This is a genomic window from Rhodococcus zopfii NBRC 100606 = JCM 9919, from assembly GCF_001895025.1.
Lineage (GTDB): Bacteria > Actinomycetota > Actinomycetes > Mycobacteriales > Mycobacteriaceae > Rhodococcus > Rhodococcus zopfii.
Genome location: NZ_BCXI01000051.1, coordinates 1 through 19,479, shown reverse-complemented (window position 1 = coordinate 19,479; position 19,479 = coordinate 1). Strand labels below are relative to the sequence as shown.

The 19,479-nt window shown below is 68.6% G+C and carries 15 protein-coding genes and 1 pseudogene; 7 read left to right on the top strand and 9 right to left on the bottom strand.

The window, feature by feature from the left end; genetic code table 11:
- Window position 1: 1 nt before the first annotated feature.
- Genes RZ1_RS25720 through RZ1_RS25710 form a run of 3 tightly spaced genes read right to left on the bottom strand, consistent with a single transcriptional unit; the run spans window position 2 to window position 3,560 of the window.
- Window positions 2-1,381, bottom strand: a complete 1,380-nt coding sequence (locus RZ1_RS25720; protein WP_139281978.1) for a condensation domain-containing protein — start codon at window positions 1,379-1,381, stop codon at window positions 2-4.
- A 41-nt stretch (window positions 1,382-1,422) separates the two neighbouring features.
- Window positions 1,423-2,808, bottom strand: a complete 1,386-nt coding sequence (locus RZ1_RS25715; RefSeq protein ID WP_139281977.1) for a WS/DGAT domain-containing protein — start codon at window positions 2,806-2,808, stop codon at window positions 1,423-1,425.
- Window positions 2,809-2,831: 23 nt separating this feature from the next.
- A complete protein-coding gene (locus RZ1_RS25710; RefSeq protein WP_072815459.1) occupies window positions 2,832-3,560 on the bottom strand; it encodes an alpha/beta fold hydrolase in 729 nt (242 codons plus the stop codon).
- Between the two features lie 136 nt (window positions 3,561-3,696).
- On the opposite strand from RZ1_RS25710, the gene RZ1_RS25705 reads away from it, so the two are divergent.
- Window positions 3,697-4,071 (top strand): OB-fold nucleic acid binding domain-containing protein, encoded by a 375-nt coding sequence (locus RZ1_RS25705; protein WP_072815458.1) that lies wholly within the window; start codon window positions 3,697-3,699, stop codon window positions 4,069-4,071.
- A gap of 94 nt (window positions 4,072-4,165) precedes the next feature.
- Window positions 4,166-4,828 carry a DUF3159 domain-containing protein gene (locus RZ1_RS25700; RefSeq protein WP_072815457.1) on the top strand — a complete coding sequence of 221 codons (663 nt, stop codon included), beginning with the start codon at window positions 4,166-4,168 and terminating at the stop codon, window positions 4,826-4,828.
- A gap of 6 nt (window positions 4,829-4,834) precedes the next feature.
- Here RZ1_RS25700 and RZ1_RS25695 read toward each other — a convergent pair whose 3' ends face one another.
- On the bottom strand, window positions 4,835-5,488 hold the full coding sequence (locus tag RZ1_RS25695) for a potassium channel family protein (protein ID WP_072815456.1): 654 nt from the start codon (window positions 5,486-5,488) through the stop codon (window positions 4,835-4,837).
- Between the two features lie 13 nt (window positions 5,489-5,501).
- Window positions 5,502-6,167 (bottom strand): potassium channel family protein, encoded by a 666-nt coding sequence (locus RZ1_RS25690; protein ID WP_072815455.1) that lies wholly within the window; start codon window positions 6,165-6,167, stop codon window positions 5,502-5,504.
- 198 nt (window positions 6,168-6,365) lie between these two features.
- On the opposite strand from RZ1_RS25690, the gene RZ1_RS25685 reads away from it, so the two are divergent.
- The 5 genes from RZ1_RS25685 to dxs all read left to right on the top strand — a co-directional run bounded on the left by RZ1_RS25685 (window position 6,366) and on the right by dxs (window position 14,046).
- Window positions 6,366-8,366, top strand: coding sequence for an APC family permease (locus RZ1_RS25685; RefSeq protein ID WP_072815454.1), 2,001 nt, complete (start codon window positions 6,366-6,368; stop codon window positions 8,364-8,366).
- Window positions 8,363-9,655, top strand: a complete 1,293-nt coding sequence (locus tag RZ1_RS25680) for a class I SAM-dependent RNA methyltransferase (protein ID WP_072815453.1) — start codon at window positions 8,363-8,365, stop codon at window positions 9,653-9,655. The genes RZ1_RS25685 and RZ1_RS25680 overlap by 4 nt, the downstream gene beginning before the upstream one ends.
- A gap of 152 nt (window positions 9,656-9,807) precedes the next feature.
- Window positions 9,808-10,269: a MarR family winged helix-turn-helix transcriptional regulator gene (locus tag RZ1_RS25675; protein WP_072815452.1), complete on the top strand. Its 462-nt coding sequence runs from the start codon at window positions 9,808-9,810 to the stop codon at window positions 10,267-10,269.
- Window positions 10,270-10,316: 47 nt separating this feature from the next.
- Window positions 10,317-11,843, top strand: a complete 1,527-nt coding sequence (locus RZ1_RS25670) for an MDR family MFS transporter (RefSeq protein WP_072815486.1) — start codon at window positions 10,317-10,319, stop codon at window positions 11,841-11,843.
- 268 nt (window positions 11,844-12,111) lie between these two features.
- A complete protein-coding gene (gene dxs, locus RZ1_RS25665) occupies window positions 12,112-14,046 on the top strand; it encodes a 1-deoxy-D-xylulose-5-phosphate synthase (RefSeq protein ID WP_072815451.1) in 1,935 nt (644 codons plus the stop codon).
- Window positions 14,047-14,113: 67 nt separating this feature from the next.
- On the opposite strand, the gene RZ1_RS25660 is transcribed toward dxs, so the two are convergent.
- From RZ1_RS25660 to RZ1_RS30720, 4 genes and pseudogenes are all read right to left on the bottom strand, one after another.
- Window positions 14,114-15,511: a sugar porter family MFS transporter gene (locus RZ1_RS25660; protein WP_072815450.1), complete on the bottom strand. Its 1,398-nt coding sequence runs from the start codon at window positions 15,509-15,511 to the stop codon at window positions 14,114-14,116.
- 96 nt (window positions 15,512-15,607) lie between these two features.
- A complete protein-coding gene (locus RZ1_RS25655) occupies window positions 15,608-17,557 on the bottom strand; it encodes a 3-hydroxyacyl-CoA dehydrogenase NAD-binding domain-containing protein (RefSeq protein WP_072815449.1) in 1,950 nt (649 codons plus the stop codon).
- Window positions 17,558-18,778, bottom strand: a complete 1,221-nt coding sequence (locus tag RZ1_RS25650; RefSeq protein ID WP_072815448.1) for a thiolase family protein — start codon at window positions 18,776-18,778, stop codon at window positions 17,558-17,560. It abuts the gene before it with no gap.
- A 187-nt stretch (window positions 18,779-18,965) separates the two neighbouring features.
- Window positions 18,966-19,479: pseudogene (locus RZ1_RS30720) on the bottom strand (hypothetical protein); the annotation flags it as partial.

Here is a 19,479-nt window from a genome sequence, read left to right as displayed (position 1 = left end):
CTCACGTGCGCACCCCGGAACCGGCGCCCATCAGGTCGATCGACTCCCGCAGGAGCTCGAGGTACCGGTCCGGGTCGGCGACGGCTTCCGGTGTGCTGTGCACAGTCAGAGTCAATCCCCGCGCGGTGCCCACGACGCCGTGAACGAGTCCGATATCCCGCGGCAACGGTGGCGTCATCCCGAACAGCGCCAGCTCGCGCCCGCACAGGCGCGCGCGTTCGGAACCGCGGCAGTCGATGCTCGTGAGCACCGTGTGCCCGAGCGCGTGTCCCGAGTTGTACAGGCTCACGCTCCGGTCCAGAACCTCCGCGGCGGCCGCGGAATAGAGAACAGCCGGCATCAGATTGGTGGTCTGCATCTTCGCGGCGTACCCGGGAGAATTCACGTCCCTGCGCCCCGCGGCCAATTCCGCCTGGATCAGCCGGGCTCGTTCGTCGAGATCCTCGACGTTGGGGGACAACATCACCCGCGCCGGACCCAGCCGGTTCACGCCGACTTCCTCCGGGAGGTCGTGGAGCGCCACAGTGACCACGGCGGTCGGGTCGGGCGGGCACGAGCCGTCGAACTCCACCAGATACCGCCGCATTGCCTCCGAGATCGCGGTCAGCACGGCCGTGGTCACGGTCGTGCCGGGCGGGCGTAGTCCCGAGAGCGGCAACGTCAGGATGCGGATCGCACGTGATCGTCCCCCGGCTGCGGGATCCAGGTTGAAGCGGGACAGCGCTCTGGCGGGCGGTGATTCGGCATCGTCATGTGGCGCCGATCCGAGATGAGACCACCAGCGCAGCAGCGCGGCCGGTATCCCGAGGACCCCAGCGGCCGCCCGGCCCGCCGCGCTCCAGCGGCGCGCTGCCGGGCCGACTCCCGGGAGGTCGAGTGGCATATCGTCCGCCCCGAACAGCGCCGCCGAGACCGGCGGCAGTGCCGGTCCGGCCATCAGGGCATGGCTGGTGTTCAGAACCACCACGGTGGACGGACCCTGTGCCGACGGCACGTCCCGTACGGCGTGGAAGACGTGCAGCCGCCACGCGCGGTGCCGTGGAAGAGCGGTCGCCGTGAGTCCGCCGAGCGCGTCGAGGAACTCCGTCCACGACATCCCGGACCGTGCCTCGCCGTGGTGATGCTCGATGTGATCCTCGAGGGGAGTGTCGTCGACCACCCAGTGCGGGTAGTCGACGCCCCCGGCCACATGACGGGGGGTGCGCCGCAGCGACGACAGCACATGAGCACGGCCGACCACATGATCGGTGATCTCGGACGGAGTCGGGGCGTCGTGCCCGCCGGAATCGAACGCCCAGAACATGGGCCAATCGAGATGCGGGCCGATCTGCGATTCGAGGTGATAGGACGCGTCGACGACGGTCATTCGAGAGTTGGGCACCGCGGGAATCTACCGTGGCGCACAAGTCCTCCCGCGCGCGCTCACCCCTGCGGCCGGACCTCCGAGACGACCTCCGCGAACGCTTCCCGGAGCAGCGTGGCGTAGCGCTGAGCGTCCGGCATGATGTCCGGCGAGGTGATCACCGTCAGGGTGAGGTCGTCGCCCAGGCCGAACAGCCCGTGGATGAGGGTGGCCTCCGATGTCAAGGGCGGGCATCCCGCGCCGAACAGCAAGGGGCGGCCGGCCATCGCCCACGAAGTCGTGTTACCGACCCGGATGCTGGTCAGCACGGTATGCATGCGGGGGGACGTGCGGGATTCCAGGCGACGCCGGTTAGCGGCGAGTTCCATCGGCAGCACGAAGGAGGGAATCGAGGTGGCGTCGGTCAGGCGGCGCAGGGTGGCGGCCGTCGCCGCCTCCCGGCCCTCCACCAGCGACGCCTGAACCGCGGCGGCGCGTGCCGGGAGCGAGTCGATGCCGGGGTGCAGCGCAACATCCGTCCAGCCGATGCGGTTGATGCCGAGTGACTCCGGTGCCGCCCCGACCGCGAGGGTCGCGAATGCCGTCAGATCCGGCGGGCACTGTCCGTCCACCTCGGTGAGATACCGCTGCAGCGCAACGGATACCACGGTCAGCGCGAGTGCGGTCACCGTGAACCCCCGGGGCAGCGGCCCGGCTGTGCCCAGTCGCAGGACGAGCAGCGTGCGCCGGTCACCGGGATCGTGATTGAGTCCGGTGGAGGTGAGATCCCGCAGGGGCGCCGACCCGGTTGCCCCGGCTGCCTGCAACTCCTTGGCGTCGCGCAGAGCGGCGCGCATGGTACGGATGTACCGGACGGCTGCGCGGGGAGCGCGCGCGATTCCTCGCGCAGCCGCGAGCACGCGGTTGACGCGCGGCACCATAGGTCCCAGACCGGGGAAGTGCACGGGTTCGGTCCCGGTGCCGAAGAAGGCCTCCCAGAGGGGATGGACGAGCGGTCCGGAGATCAGCGAGTGGTTCCCGCGAAACACCACCACCGTTGCCGGTGTGGTCGTGCCGGGGACGTCGCGGACATCATGGAAGACGTCGATCCGCCAGGCCGTCTCCCGGGCGTCGAGGGCAGCGGCGGCGAGGCCCCCGAGCACGTCGAGCAGCGCCGTCCAGTCCAGCCCCACCCGCTCGTCGTGCACGATCCGCTGCTCGATCGGGGGGTCGTCGGCCACCCAGTACGCGTGGTCGAGGTGTCCCGGAACATCGACGAAACGGCGGTTCAACTGTGCGAAGATCGGTGCGCGGCGGCGGAAGTGCTCGGTGATCTCCGCAGCGGTCGGGGGCGTCCCGGACCCCGAGTCGAAGACCCACATGTTGAGCGGGTCGAGGTGGTGACCTCGATCCGCTTCGAGAACGTAGGCAGCGTCGATCGGCTGCACTTGTGATGGGGATGACATGCCGGTGGTATCGCGCGTGTCTGTCACGCGGTTACACGGTCCCACACGGTCAGGCAGCCCGTGCCGAGAATCGTCGGATCTGCACCGATCTCGTCGAGGGTGACTGTGGTCATCGCTGCGCGGGGCAGCAGGTCGGCCCACTGCTGCGCGACAGCGAGCGGGTGGACCGCGTCGTCGATCGCGGCGGTGATCCCGACCGGCACCGTCACACTCCCGAGCGCGTCCGCGTCGAGTGCGTGGAAGGTCGCGGCCTCTTCGAGCGCGGCGGGCAGATCCGGCCACTGGGCCCGCCAGGACCGGGACAGTTCCCGGCCCAGCCACATCGGGCTCGATTCGACCATCGCCGCCACCACTGGTTCGAGCCCGCGTGTGCGCAACTCGTGTGCCGTCCACCGGGCGCTGGCCGCGGCAGGCGCGTCCTCTGGGGATCCGGTCCACGCCGGGAGCGCCGCCAGGACCCCGACCGCTGCGGAAGGATGCCGTGCCGCCCAGTGCAGCGCGACCGCGGCACCGATCGACACGCCGCCGGCGAGGATCGCACCCGCACGCGCTTCACGGTCGAGGGCATCGAGGTAGCTGCCCACGACCCGCCGCGGATCGGGTTCGACCGCCACCACGCGGATGCCGCGACGCTCGAGCGGAGCCCGGAACGCCGCGTCGGCGAACTGTGCGTCCGAGCCGGTTCCGGGCAGAACGACGGCGGTCAGCGGTCGGTGCCCGGAGGGGGACGCGGTGGGATCGGCATCGTGCATGCGTCGATAGTGCCGAACGGGAATCCGGGGGGCCGCATCGGATGTGGTTGTGGGTCTCGATTCGGTCTACAGTGGCCGTCAGAGACCCCTATGTGCGGATGCGATCCATGCCGCACCCCGTTTCAGGAGCGCTGTTATGGCACCCGCCGCCGGTTACTTCCGCCGACTGACCCGCCGGCTGACCGAGGACCTCGAAGACATCGATGCCGAGCAAATCGCCGAGTCGTCCCAGGCAACCGGCGCCCGCAAGGCGGCCGACTGTACCCGGGGCGAGGAAGTGACGATGTTCGGGCGCCTGCGCAGCGTCGGGACCTGCTCGAAGGCCGCCAGCGCAACGGTCGAGGCCGAACTGTTCGACGGGACCGACGCGGTCGTGCTCGCCTGGATCGGCCGCCGCCGCATCCCGGGCATCGAACCGGGCAAGACGATCCTCGTACGAGGCCGGCTCGGTGAACGCGACGGGGCGAAGATCATCTACAACCCTTACTACGAGCTGCGCGAACGGGTCTGACCGAGGTCGTCGGTACTCGCCGGCGCGTTCGACGTCGGTGCTCGAAGCAGCTCGCACGGAAGCGTCGGCGCTGCGTTGTGGCACCCTCGTAGGAGTGAGCGACAGCAAGCAGCCGACGGTACTCGAGCAACTCGGTGGATTCAGCGGGTTGGTGTCCTCGACACTGCCGGTCCTGGCCTTCGTCCCGGTCAACAGCCTGTGGGGGCTGACCGCGGCGATCTGGTCGGCGATCGCCGTCGCGACCGCTGTGCTGGTGTGGCGGCTGGTGCAGCGCACGCCGATTCAGCCGGCGGTTTCCGGTTTCATCGGGGTGGCGGTGTGCGCGTTCATCGCCTACCGGACGGGCGATGCCAAGGGCTACTTCCTGTTCGGCATATACAGCAGCCTTGCGTACGGCGCGGTGTTCCTGGCATCGGTGCTCGTGCGCTACCCGCTCGTCGGTGTGATCTGGGGCATGCTCAACGGCCACGGCACCGGATGGCGCACCCACCGGGACGCGGTGCGCGCCTACGACCTCGCGACCGCGGCATGGGCACTGGTGTTCCTGGCTCGGTACCTGGTGCAGAACCACCTCTACGATGCCGATCGCACGGGGTGGCTTGCGGTCGCCCGGATCGGCATGGGCTGGCCGCTCACCGCGGTCGTGCTGCTGGTGACGTTGTGGGCGGTGCGTCGTGCCGATCGCATCGTCGAACCTGTCGTCACCGAGCAGGACGCCTCGCTGCCGGGCAGCGAGGCGCGCCGTGACGACGACTGAGGACGTCTAGAGGCCGACCGCCTCGCGCAGTTCCTGTTCGACCTCGACGGATGCGACGAACAGCAGCTCGTCGCCACCCTCGAGCGGATCGTCGGGCTGGGGCACGATCACGCGATCGCCCCGCAGGATCGTGACGAGGGCCGCATCGCGCGGCAGCGCCAGCTTGCGGACCGGTTTGCCGGCGAGCGCGGTCGTGTCGGGCAGGGTGATCTCGACCAGATTGGCGCCCTTGCGCAGTGTCATCAGGCGAACCAGGTCGCCCACCGAGACCGCTTCCTCGACGAGGGCGGCGAGCATTCGCGGTGTGGACACCGCGACGTCGACGCCCCACGACTCGTCGAACAACCATTCGTTGCGCGGATCGTTGACGCGCGCCACCACGCGCGACACGGCGAATTCGGTGGTCGCGAGCAGGCTGAGGACGAGATTGGCCTTGTCGTCGCCGGTCGCGGCGATGACCACGTCGTAGCGCTGGAGTTCGGCCGCCTCGAGGAGACTCAACTCGCACGCGTCGGCATGCACCCACTTCGCATCCGGCACCGACTCGGGTTCGACATGCTCCAGTTTGCGTTCGAGCAGCATGACCTCGTGTTTGTTGCGGATGAGTTCGCGCGCGATCGAGCGTCCCACTGCGCCCGCACCGGCGATCGCCACCTTCATCGACGTGGTCCTCTCAGTCGTTCTCGACCGGCGGGTTCGCGGCCAGTGCGAGCGCCTCGGCGACGGTGCCCGAGACCGCCGCGATGTACACCTGGTCGTCGGCCTGCAGCACGGTCTTGCGGTCGGGCAGCAGCCCGGCGCCGAAGCGGATGATGAACGCGACCCGCGACTGGGTCGCGGCCTCGAGGTCGACGACATTGCGTCCGATCCACTCCTCGTTGAGGCTCACCTCCGCAACCGCGACGGTTCCGGTGGGGTCGCGCCACCGGGTGGTCTCCGCGTCCCGGACGAGTGAATGCAGGAACCGGTCCGTGGTCCACGGGACGGTCGCGACAGTCGGGATGCCGAGCCGTTCGTAGACCGCCGCGCGCTTGGCGTCGTAGATGCGGGCGACGACCCGCTCGATGCCGAATGTCTCGCGTGCCACACGCGCGGAGATGATGTTGGAATTGTCACCGGAGGACACGGCGGCGAACGCGTCGGCGCGTTCGATTCCCGCCCGGACGAGCACGTCCCGGTCGAATCCCATGCCGACGATCGTCGTTCCCGGGAAGTCGGGGCCCAGACGCAGGAAGGCGCTCGGGTCGCGATCGATGACAGCAACGTCGTTCCCGAGCCGGACGAGGGCCGCGGCCAGCGACGATCCCACGCGGCCACATCCCATGACCACCACGAACACGTTCGACTCCGTTCCATTGTTGCGCCCGTCCTGCGATATCGATGATCCGGGATCGTCGGGGTTGCCGAACCGAAACCGTACCGTCCCGCGCGGCGGATGCGTGTACTTCCGGGTCCGGCCGTCCGTTCGGATTCGACCATATCGGGCAGCGGAGCGGGTCCGCGGTCGATTGCCCGCGGGACGGCTTACGCTTTGCGAGTGTCCAAACTTTCGACCGCCACGAAGCGGTTGTTGTTGGGTAGGCCGTTCCGGAGCGACACGCTCGGCCACACCCTGCTGCCGAAGCGAATCGCCTTGCCGGTCTTCGCGTCGGACGCACTCTCCTCGGTGGCCTACGCGCCCGAGGAGATCTTCCTCGTCCTGTCGGTCGCAGGCATGTCGGCGTTCGTGTTCGCTCCGTGGATCGGGGTCATGGTCGCGATCGTGCTGGCCGTCGTCGTAGCCAGTTACCGGCAGAACGTGCACGCCTACCCGTCCGGTGGTGGCGACTACGAGGTCGCGACCGTCAACCTCGGGCCGACCGCCGGTCTGACCGTCGGCAGCGCCCTCATGGTCGACTATGTGCTCACCGTCGCCGTGTCGATCTCGTCGGCCGCGGCGAACATCGGCTCGGCGGTGCCGTTCGTCGCGCAACACAAGGTGCTGTTCGCGGTCACCGCCATCGCCCTCCTGACCGCGGTGAACCTGCGAGGCTTGCGCGAGGCAGGCACCGCATTCGCCATCCCCACGTACGCCTTCATGTTCGGTGTGCTGGTCATGCTCCTCTGGGGCCTGATTCGCATCTTCGTGCTGGGGGAGGACCTGCAGGCCGAGTCGGCCGCGTTCGAGCTCACGGCCGAACACTCGGATCTGACGGCGATCGCGTTCGCCTTCCTCATCGCGCGGGCGTTCTCGTCCGGTTGCGCGGCGCTCACCGGTGTCGAGGCCATCAGCAACGGGGTTCCGGCCTTCCGTAAGCCCAAATCGCGCAACGCCGCGACGACGCTGCTGTTCCTCGGCGGGATCGCGATCACCCTGCTGCTGGGCATCATCGTGCTCGCCCAGAAACTCGGCATCGTGATCGCCGAGGACCCGGCGACCCAGCTGCACGGCGCCCCCGAGGGATACCACCAGAAGACGCTGATCGCCCAGCTCGCGGAAACCGTGTTCGACGACTTCCCGATCGGCTTCTACCTGATCACCATCGTCACCGCGCTCATCCTCGTGCTCGCCGCCAACACGGCCTTCAACGGGTTCCCGGTGCTCGCGTCGGTGCTGGCCCAGGACCGGTATCTGCCGCGGCAACTGCACACTCGCGGTGATCGCCTCGCGTTCAGCAACGGCATCCTGTTCTTGTCGGGTGTCGCGATCGTGTTCGTGTGGATGTTCGGCGCCGAGGTCACCCACCTCATCCAGCTCTACATCGTCGGGGTGTTCGTGTCGTTCACGCTGAGCCAGACCGGCATGATCCGGCACTGGACCCGGCACCTGGCGACGGAGACGGATCCGTTGCAGCGCCGGCGCATGCTCCGCTCCCGCGTGGTCAACACGATAGGCCTGATCATGACCGCGACAGTTCTGGTCATCGTGCTCATCACGAAGTTCGTGGCGGGTGCGTGGATCGCGATCGTCACGATGATCGCGATCTTCGGGCTGATGAAGGCGATCCGCCGGCACTATGACAGCGTTGCCCAGGAACTCGAGGGCACCGAATGGGACGCGGTGCTCCCGAGCCGGACCCATTCGATCGTTCTCGTCTCGAAGATGCACCATCCGACGATGCGCGCCCTCGCCTACGCGCGGGCGACCCGCCCGGACACACTCGAAGCGGTCACCGTCAACGTCGACGACGCGGACACCCGCCAGCTGGTGCGCCAGTGGGAGGCCAGCGACATCACCGTGCCGCTCAAGGTCATCGAATCGCCCTACCGGGAGATCACGCGTCCGGTGCTCGAGTACGTCAAACGGGTCCGGCGCGATTCGCCGCGCGACGTGGTGACCGTGTTCATCCCGGAGTACGTGGTCGGGCGGTGGTGGGAACAGATCCTGCACAATCAGAGCGCGCTGCGCCTCAAGAGCCGGCTGTTGTTCCAGCCCGGCGTGATGGTCACGAGCGTGCCCTGGCAGCTGCACTCGTCGGCGGGCGTACGCAAGGAACGAATCGACGTGGCGCCCGGTGCGGTACGTCGAGGATTCGACGATCAGGAGGAAAAGCGGTGAGCCGGCACGAACGGCAGGTCCCGGGTACGGATTGGTCCGGTCGCCGGATCGAGGTGATCCTCGGCAACCCGGCCCACGGCGGCTCGACCGTCGCGCGATACGAGGGCCGGGTCGTGTTCGTCCGGCACGGGCTGCCCGGCGAACGGGTGATGGCGCTCGTCACCGAGGACCGAGGCGGGGCGTTCTGCTTCGCCGACGCGGTGCAGATCCTGGAGGCGTCGCCGGACCGGGTGAACCCGGTCTGCCCGATCTCCGGGCCGGGTGGCGCCGGCTGCTGCGACCTGTCCCACGCCAGCGTGCCCGCACAGCAGCGGATCGGCGCCGCGGTGGTGGCGGAACAGTTGCGCCGGCTCGGCGGTGTCGAGCGTGCGGTGGAAGTCGAATTGCTTCCGGGTGGCGATGCCGACGGCACCCGGTGGCGGACCCGGGTGCGCCTGGCCGTCGACCGCGCCGGAAATCCGGGGTTCCGCCGGCACCACAGTCACGAGGTGGAGACGGATCTGGCGTGCCCGCAGATCGAGGCGCGGGCGTACGCCGGGTTGACCGACCGGGTGTGGCAGCCCGGCGCCGAGCTCCAGGTTGTGCTGGACGCGGACGGCGAGCGGCACATCGTGGAGATAGCGCCGGCGCCGGTCTCGCGTACCGGCCGCCATAGTCCCGGTCGCCGGGGTGCGTCCGCGCGCCGCGCGGCGGCGAATGCGCCGCGCGCGGAGAAGGTCGTGGAGGGCTCCGGCCGTCCCGTCGAGCGGGTGGGGTCGCGGGAGTGGCGGCTCGCCGCTACCGGTTTCTGGCAGGCGCATCGGGGCGCCGCCGCGACCTATTCGGCGGTCGTGGGGGAGTGGGCGGATGCCTCCGCGGGAGCGACCGCTTGGGATCTGTACGGCGGTGTCGGTGTGTTCGCGGCAGCGCTGGCGGATCAGGTCGGTGAAGGCGGCCGGATCGAATCGGTGGAGTCGTCGCGCGTTGCGGTCGACGACGGCGCCCTGGCCCTGGCCGACCTGCCGCAGGTGCGATTCCACCACGGGCGGGTCGAGCGGATGGTCGCGGATCTGCCGCGACCCGAGGTGGTGGTGCTGGATCCGCCGCGGGCGGGGGCGGGTCGTGAGGTGATCGAGGCGCTCGCCGCGGCCACACCCGAACGGATCGTGCATGTTGGGTGCGACGCCGCATCCTTCGGTCGCGACGTAGGACTGTATCGGTCCCACGGATTCGAGCTCGCCGATCTGCGGGTGTTCGCGGCTTTCCCGTCGACTCACCACGTGGAGTGCCTGGCGCTGTTCACACGCTGACGCCGTTCCGACCCGGGCATCGTTCCCGAGCGGTGGCCCGGCACGGACCGGTACCGTGCCGGGCTTTGTCCGTTCTGTTGTTAATTGCTTGCAGCAATCAACTAATGTATAGTTGCATGACGCAAGCAATTGATTGTGGAACGGAGTAGGCGATGACGGTTCCCCCGGACACGGCAAGCGCCCTGGTGGACGTGATCTTCTTGCTCGGTCGCACGGTCCGGACCGCGCTGTCGCACATGGAGGACGAACTGCTGCCCGCTGCACTGGCGGGTGTGCTCTTCCTGTTGTGGCGCACCGGCGAATGCCGGCCGAGCGAACTCGCCGCCGAGATGTGCGTGAGCCAATCCGCACTGAGCCGCCAGATCGGGGAGCTCGTCGAGCGGGGCTACATCGAGCGGCACCCCGACCCCGACGACAAACGCGCCCACCGGGTGCGGGTGTCCGACGCCGGCGTCGAGGTACTGCGGGGCGTCCGCGACCGTCGCGCCGCGCGGCTCCGGGAGGCGCTCGCCGATTGGGACGAGACCGAGATGAACGACGCGCTTCGAGTGCTCGGCCGTCTGAACGACACGCTTGCCCCTGTTCTCACCGATAACGCACGAAGGACCGCTTGATGACCCAGACGACACACGGAGCACCGGGGGCACACCCGGGTGACTCGATGACCCACCGGGAGATCCTCGAGGTACTCGCCGGTCTTCTCGCGGCGTTGTTCACCGCGATGCTCAGCAGCACCATCGTCGCCACTGCGCTGCCCACCATCATCGGCGACCTGCAGGGCAGTCAGACCCAGTACGCCTGGGTCATCACCACCGCGCTGCTCGCAAACGCCGCCAGCACCCCGATCTGGGGGAAGCTCGCCGACCTGTTCAACAAGAAGACCCTCGTGCAGTCCGCCATCGTGATCTTCGTCGCCGGTTCGATCCTGGCCGGTGTCGCCCACAACGTGCCGGTGCTGCTCGCCGCCCGCGTCGTCCAGGGTCTCGGCATGGGCGGACTGACCGCTCTCGTCGTCGCGATCATCGGGACGATCATCCCGCCGCGCAATCGTGGCCGATACTCCGGATACATGGGCGCCGTCATGGCGGTGGCGATGTCCGGCGGGCCGATCCTCGGCGGCATCATCGTCGACAGCCCCCTCGGCTGGCGCTGGTGCTTCTTCGCGTCCGTGCCGATCGCGGTGCTCTCGCTGGTGCTGTTGCAGCGCACCCTGCACGTGACCACCGAACGCAAGAGCGACGTGCGCATCGACTGGTTCGGCGCGACCCTGCTCACCGCCGGTGTCAGCGTCCTGCTGGTGTGGGTCTCGTTCGCCGGCTCGAGCTTCGAGTGGTTCTCCGCCGAATCGGTCCTGTACGTGACCGCCGGTCTCGCACTGCTCGTCGCCACGGTGATCGTCGAATCCAAGGTTGCCGACCCGGTCATCCCGCTGAAGATCATCACCGAGCGCACCACCGGGCTGGCGATCATCGCCTCCGTTGCCGTCGGTATCGGCCTGTTCGGTGCCACGACGTTCCTCGGCCAGTACTTCCAGACCGCGCGCGGTTTCAGTCCCACCGAAGCCGGCATGCTGACCATCCCGATGGTCCTGGGCACGCTCGTGTCGTCGGTCGTCTCCGGGCAGCTGATCACCCGCTTCGGCGAGTGGAAGGCGTTCCTCATCGGCGGCGCCGTCCTGCAGTTCGCCGGATTCGCGCTGCTGGGCACGATCGATCACGCCACCTCGCTGTGGTTGATCGGCGTGTACATCGCAATCGTGGGGCTCGGCACCGGCATGCTCATGCAAAACCTGGTGCTCGCCGTGCAGAACACGGTCAGCGTCCGCAACATCGGCGCCGCCAGCAGCTCGGTCGCGTTCTTCCGCACCTTCGGCGGTGCGATCGGCGTGTCCGTCCTCGGCTCGATCCTCGCGAGCCGGGTCGCCACCCTGTCCGCCGAGGGTTTCGCGAAGCTCGGCATCGACACCGGTTCGAGTGCCGGTGGCGGCAACCTCGACCTGGGTGCCCTGCCGGAGCCGATCGCGGCGATCATCCGCGGCGCCTACGGTGACGCCACCGGTCTGCTGTTCCTCGTCGCCGCAGCGTTCGCGGTCGTGACCCTGGTCGCGGTGGTTCTCATCCCGAAGCGCCAGCTGCGGACCACCATCGACCTGGCTCCGGAGGAAATGGAGCCGGTCGCGGTGTCCTGATCCGCGCCGGCACGTCGACCACAACGACGCCGCGCACCACGTGAGGTGCGCGGCGTTCGTTGTCCGCAGGCCCGGACGCGAGTCCGGCGTACGAACCACGCGCGCAGCCTGTGAGGAAGCTCACGATGGCTCGCCGGTGAGGTCATGACCTCGATGTCGGACCTGCCGAAGCGGAGGTGTGGGGGCGGAAGTGCTTCCCGCGCTCCGTAGACTGAGTGGAACTGCTCGCGCGCCCTCGCGTGAGTCGAGCTGGAGGGAGCAAAACCAGTTGGGTGTCCTTTCCCGCATCCAGTCGCCCGACGACGTGCGGCGGCTCACGCCTGCCGAGGTCAAGGAACTCGCCGGTGAGATCCGGCGGTTCCTCGTCGAGAAGGTCTCCGCGACCGGCGGCCACCTCGGTCCGAACCTCGGTGTCGTCGAACTGACCCTCGCGCTGCATCGCATCTTCGATTCGCCGCACGACCCGATCCTGTTCGACACCGGTCACCAGGCGTATGTGCACAAGATCCTCACCGGCCGCGCCGCCGGTTTCGGCACTCTGCGTCAGCAGGGTGGCCTGTCGGGCTATCCGTGCCGGGCGGAGAGCGAACACGATTGGGTCGAGTCGTCGCACGCGTCGGCGGCCCTGTCCTACGCAGACGGCCTGGCGAAGGCCTACGCGCTCACCGGGCAGCGCGACCGCACCGTCGTCGCGGTCGTCGGTGACGGCGCCCTCACCGGCGGCATGTGCTGGGAAGCGCTCAACAACATCGCCGCCGGTAAGGACCGGTCGTTGGTCATCGTCGTCAACGACAACGGACGTTCCTACGCGCCGACGATCGGTGGTCTCGCCGACCACCTGGCGGCGCTGCGGCTGCAGCCGGGCTACGAGAAACTTCTCGACAACAGCCGGCGCATCGTGAAGAAGCTGCCCTGGATCGGTCCGGCCGCGTACTCGGTGCTGCACGGGATGAAGGCCGGTATCAAGGATGCGGTCAGCCCTCAGGTGCTGTTCACCGATCTCGGCATCAAGTACCTCGGACCGGTCGACGGCCACGACGAACTTGCCCTCGAGGGGGCGCTGCGCCGCGCCAAGGCGTACGGCGGACCGGTGCTCGTGCACGCGGTCACCCGCAAGGGCGCCGGCTACGCCCCGGCCGAGAACCACAAGGCCGATCAGATGCACGCGACCGGAGTCATGGATCCCCGCACCGGCCGGTCCACCTCGTCCGGGTCGGTGCCGGACTGGACATCGGTTTTCTCCGACGAGCTCATCACGCAGGCTCAGAACCGCGACGACATCGTCGCGATCACCGCCGCGATGGCCGGACCCACCGGTCTTGCGAAGTTCGGAGAACGGTTCCCCGACCGGATGTTCGACGTCGGCATCGCCGAGCAGCACGCGGTCACCTCAGCAGCCGGCCTGGCCCTGGGTGGGCTGCACCCGGTGGTTGCGGTGTATTCGACGTTCCTCAATCGCGCGTTCGACCAGTTGCTCATGGACGTGGCGCTGCTGAAGCTGCCCGTCACCCTGGTGCTCGACCGCGCCGGCATCACCGGCTCGGACGGTGCCAGCCACAACGGCATGTGGGACTTCTCGCTTCTGGGCATCGTGCCCGGCATCCGCGTGGCCGCACCGCGTGACGGTGCGACACTCCGGGAGGAACTCGGCGAGGCGCTCGCGATCGACGACGGCCCGACCGCCCTGCGGTTCCCGAAGGGCGCGGTGGGGGCGGATATCCCGGCACTCGAGCGGCTCGGCGGGACCGTCGACGTGCTGCGGATGCCGGACGGGAACCGCGGAGACGTGCTGCTCGTGGCGGTCGGCGCGTTCGCCGGGCTGGCACTCGATGCCGCCGAACGCCTGGCGCAGCAGGGCATCACCGCCGCGGTCGTGGATCCGCGGTGGGTGCTGCCGGTGCCGGCTGCGGTGACCGAGCTCGCCCGCAATTTCCGGATCGTGGTGACCGTGGAGGACAGCGGCGTGCACGGTGGCGTCGGGTCCGCGGTCGCGGCCGCCCTCAGCGCAGCCGACCTCGACGTGCCCACTCGCGAACTGGGTGTGCCGCAACGGTTCCTCGATCACGCCTCGCGCGGTCAGATCCACCAGGAACTCGGACTGACCGCGCAGGACGTCGCTCGTCGCATCACCGGATGGGTCGCGGGTTTCGATTCCGCCGGCCCGCCGGAATCGGTCGAGGAGCGCGAGCGCGGAGTCGGCTGACCCCCCCAGAACGGCCAGCGATCCCCGGACCGACGTCCGGGGATCGCTCGCTTCCGGGACCGCTGCGTCAGGCGTGCATGTCCTCGAGTTCCATGCCCTTCGTCTCCGGGATCTTCGCGCGCACGAAGAAGAACGACAGGAGTGCGAAGAACGCGAACAGGCTGTAGAGGAACCACAGCCCCACCGTGCTCGTCAGGGGCGGGAACGCCAGGGTGACAGTGAAATTCGCCAGCCAGTTCGCGGCCGTGCTCAAACCCAGCGCGACCGCGCGCATCCGGTTGGGGAACATCTCGCCGAGCATCACCCACATGATCGGACCCCACGTGGCCGCGAAGAACACCACGAACAGGTTGGCGCCGACGAGCGCGACCGCACCCCACGGGCTGGGTAGTTCGACGTTCTCACCTTCACCGACCGCCTGCGAGAACGCGACGGCTGCGAGCAGCAGGCTCACGAACATCCCGATCGAGCCGATCATGAGCAGGATGCGCCGGCCGATGCGGTCGACGAACAGGATCGCCACGAACGTCATGCCCACGTTGATCACCGAGGTGATCACCGAGGTCGTGAACGACTGGTTCTCGCTGAACCCCACCGACTTCCACAGCGTGGTCGAGTAGTAGAAGATCGCGTTGATGCCGACGAACTGCTGGAAGATCGCCATGATGATGCCGACCCACACCAGCGGCTGAAGGCCGAACCGCGGCCCACGGATGTCGCCGAACGAGCGCGTGGACTCGTGGCGCAACGTCAGGCGGATCTCGTGCACGCGTTCGTTCGGGCGGAGCTCACCGGTGATGTTCGCGAGGATCTGCGCGGCTTCCCGGTCCAGATTCTTGCCCACCAGAAATCGCGGCGATTCCGGAATCAGCAGCGCCAGAATGCCGTACACGAGCGCGGGAATCACCCCGACGAGGAACATCCAGCGCCACGCCTCGAGACCCCACCACAGATCGTTCGACGGACCGCCTGCGGCGTTCTGCAACACCGCATCCGACAGCAGGGCCGCGAAGATGCCGATCGTGATGGCGAGCTGCTGCAGCGATGCGAGCGCGCCGCGATAGCGGGCCGGCGCGATCTCGGAGATGTACGTCGGAGCGATCACCGACGCGATGCCGATGCCGAGGCCGCCGATCACACGCCACAGCATCAGATCTGGAACGCTGAACGCGTATCCAGAGCCGACCGATGAGATCACGAACAGCGCCGAGCCGAGGAGCATCACCTTCTTGCGGCCCCACCGGTCGGCGAGTTCCCCGGCGAACCAGGCGCCGACCGCGCATCCGAGCAGGGCGATAGCGACGACGAAACCGGTGAAGAAGTCGCCGAGCCCGAAGTTGCCCTGGATCGAGTCGACCGCCCCGTTGATGACCGAACTGTCGAAACCGAACAGGAATCCGCCTACCGCCGCGGCGACCGTCACGGCGATGACCTTGGCTGCGTGACCACCGGAGGGTTGCGTCATGAACTCACGCTACGCCCGAAGTGCCTGCTCGCACGGCAGATTACGCAACGACGGCGCATCACCGTGCGGTGATGCGCCGTCGTCGGGCGGAGCAGGTCAGCGTCGGGCGTCGGCGACTCCCGGCTCCAGGAATCGCTTGCCGTTCACGGCTTCCGAGGTTCCGGTGCGGTCCAGGTAGGGGGTGATGCCACCGTTCCAGAACGCGAACCCACCACCGAGGATCAGGCACAGGTCGATGTCCTCGGGGGCCGCGACCACGCCCTCGTCGAGCATGATGCGGATCTCCTCGGCGAACGCGCGGCGAGTGCGCTCGAGCACCTCGTCGGCGGTGGAGGGCTTGTCGCCCTGCGGCCACAGGGCGGCCACCTCGGGATCGACGACCTGGCCGTTCTCGCCGTAGGTCCACACGCCGGGCTTGCGGGCGTCGACGAGCGCCGACAGTCCGGGCGACGGGGTGAACACGAAGCCCGGCTTGTCGCCGCACAGCACCGCGGACTTCTTCAGCGACTTCGCGGTCGCGAACGCCGTCGCGAGGGTCGCGTCGTCGGTCTGCTCACCCTTGATGACCTCGAGCAGCGGCAGGACCGCGACCGGGTTGAAGAAATGGAAGCCCACGACCCGCTCGGGGTGCTGCAGATCCGCGGCCATCTCGGTGATCGACAGCGACGAGGTGTTGGTCGCCAGGATCGTCTCGGGGGTGATGTGCTGCTCGAGCTCGGCGAACACATTCTTCTTGACGTCCATGTTCTCGAAGACTGCCTCGATGACGAAGTCGGTCTTCGCGAACGCGGCCTTGTCGAGCGAACCGGTCACCAGAGCCCGGAGACGGTTGGCTGCGTCCGCGGACAGCCGGCCCTTGGCCTGCAACTTGTCGATCTCGGTGTGGACGTAGCCGACACCCTTGTCGATCCGCTCCTGATCGATGTCGGTGAGGATCACCGGCACCTTCAGCTGCTTGACGAACAGCAGCGCGAGCTGGCTGGCCATCAGGCCCGCGCCGACGATGCCGACGCCGGTGATCTTGCGGGCCAGCGACTTGTCGGGGGCTCCGGCCGGGCGCTTGGCGCGCTTGTTGACCAGATCGAAGGAGTACAGGCCCGCCCGCAACTCGTCGGAGAGCACCAGGTCGGCGAGGGCTTCGTCCTCGGCGGCGAAGCCGGCCGCGAGCGACGCCGCGTCCGCGATGTCGGTGCCGCGCGCGGCCTCGAGCAGTTCGATCGCGAGGTTCGGAGCCGGCGCGAAGCCGCGGGTCTTGCCGGCGACGAGCGCCTTGGCGCGGCCGATCGCCGCGTCCCAGCCGGCGCCGCGGTCGATCTCCGGGCGGGTCGGGGTGACCTTGCCGGCGAGAACCTGCGCGGCCCATGCGAGAGACTGCTCGAGGAAATCGGCGGACCCGAAGACGATGTCCGCGTAGCCGAGGTCGGCGGCCTGCTTCGCCTTGATGGTGCGGCCGTTGTTGAGCGGGTTCTCCAGGATCAGCGTGACCGCGTTGTCCGGGCCGACGATGTTCGGGAGCAGTTGGGTGCCGCCCCACGCCGGCACGAGGCCGAGCATGGTCTCGGGCAGGCCGAGGGCCGGCACGTTGTCGGCGACGGTGCGGTAGTGGCAGTGCAGACCCACCTCGAGGCCGCCGCCGAGGGCGAGCCCGTTGACGAACGCGAAGGTCGGGATCTCGGAGGTGCGCAGTCGGCCGAACACCTTGTGGCCGAGCCGGCCGACCTCGAGGCCCTGCTCCCGGGTGGTGACGGCCTGGACGCCCTTGAGGTCCGCACCCGCGGCGAAGATGAACGGCTTGCCCGTGACGGCGATTGCGGTGGGGTTCGCGGCGAAGGCCTCGTCGAGCGCGGCGTCGAACGCGAGCAGACCCTTGGGGCCGAACGAGTTCGGCTTGGTGTGGTCGAACCCGTTGTCGAGCGTGATCAGCGCGATCGGGCCGTCGATGCCGGGCACCGAAACCAGCTTGGTGTACGCGTTGGTGACGACCTCGTCGGCGAATGCGGTCACAATTCCCGTCGCTTCGCTCGCCTCGTGTGAAATTCCGGTCATTTACTTGACTCCCGCCTGGTAATCAGCGTGGTTGGGGTTCTCCCAGATGACGGAGCCGCCCATGCCCAGACCGATGCACATGGTGGTCAGGCCGTAGCGGACATCCGGGTTCTGCGCGAACTGGCGGGAGAGCTGGGTCATCAGGCGCACGCCCGAGGATGCGAGCGGGTGGCCGCACGCGATGGCGCCGCCCCACTGGTTGACGCGCGGGTCGTCGTCGGCGATGCCGAAGTGCTCGAGGAACGCGAGCACCTGCACCGCGAATGCCTCGTTGATCTCGAACAGGCCGATGTCCTCGATCGTCAGGCCGGTGCGCGCGAGCAGCTTCTCGGTCGCAGGAACCGGGCCGATGCCCATGACCGCGGGATCGACGCCCTGGAATGCGAAGCCGACCATGCGCATGCCGACCGGCAGGCCCAGTTCGGCGGCGGTGTCCTCGCCGGCGAGGATGCAGGCGGTGGCGCCGTCGTTGAGTCCCGCGGCGTTGCCGGCGGAGATCCGGCCCGCGGTGCGGAACGGGGTCTTGAGCTGCGCGAGATCCTCGACGGTGGTGCCGGGCCGCGGCGGCTCGTCCTCGGTGGCCAGACCCCAGCCGTTGGCGGAGCGGGTGGCGACGGGCGTGAGGGTGTCGGCGATGAAGCCGGCCTTCTTCGCGGCGTCGTACTTGTTCTGCGACGCGACGGCGTAGGCGTCGGTGCGCTCCTTGGTGATCGACGGGAACCGGTCGTGCAGGTTTTCGGCCGTGTTGCCCATGACCAGCGCGGACGGGTCGACGAGACGATCGGCGAGGAAACGCGGGTTCGGGTCGGCGCCCTCACCCATCGGGTGGCGGCCCATGTGCTCGACGCCACCGGCGATGACGACGTCGTATTGACCGAAGCCGATGCCCGACGCGGTGGTGGTCACGGCGGTCATCGCGCCGGCACACATGCGGTCGATCGCGAAGCCGGGGACGGTCTCGGGCAGACCCGCGAGGATCGCCGAAGTGCGGCCGATGGTCAGGCCCTGGTCACCGGTCTGCGTCGTGGCCGCGATCGCGACCTCGTCGACGCGCTCCGGCGGCAGCTGCGGATTGCGGCGAAGGAGTTCGCGGATCGCCTTGACGACCAGGTCGTCGGCACGAGTCTCGGCGTAGATACCCTTCGCCCCGGCCTTACCGAACGGGGTGCGGATGCCGTCGACGAACACGACACTGCGTTGCGTTGAGGTGGTTGGAGCCACGCTGATTCCTCCTGATGGAGCCATGCTCTCGTCTCGTCACGGTCCGCGACGAGCGGTCGGTCCCGGACCGGGAAAGGCCCGATGCGTTCGGAGCCTACCCGACGTTACCGACCGGTAACTTATCACCTTCGGCTGGACATCGATCGTTCCCGCCCCGCCGGGAAGGGAACGTGAGGTTCGCCGCCGCTCATTGCTCCGGGAACTGCCGAGGCTCCGGGAACTGCCGAGCGAGCGCATGCATCACCGCTGGGCGCATCAGACGGATGAACGGCCCGGCCGCGAGCCAGTAGCGGCGGAACCGTCGCCTGCTGTCCTCGTCGGTGAGTGCGACCCGCGACTCCGCGATCAAGACGCACGCGGCTGCCCCGTATGGCATGACCAGCGTGCTCTCCGCCAACTTCGCGAAGCCCGGTTGGTCGAAGGCGGCGAAATCGCCCGTCGTGACGGGCCGGTCCGGCATGCCACCGGCGCCCTTCCACGGCTTGCCCACCTGGCCGCACACCAGTTCCGACCCCGGCCGTTCCCCCAGCACGATCCAGCCCCGCTCAGGCAGGTCCCGGATGCGGAAGGTCGGCGGTTCCGGGGTCCGCGGCGGTCCTCGGTGCCGGCCGCGGGCATCGACCAGGCGACCGGGCAGGGCACGTGCCTCGAGCAGCACCCGCGTCAGCGGTAGCTGAAACAGGTTCAGATTCGTGACCGCA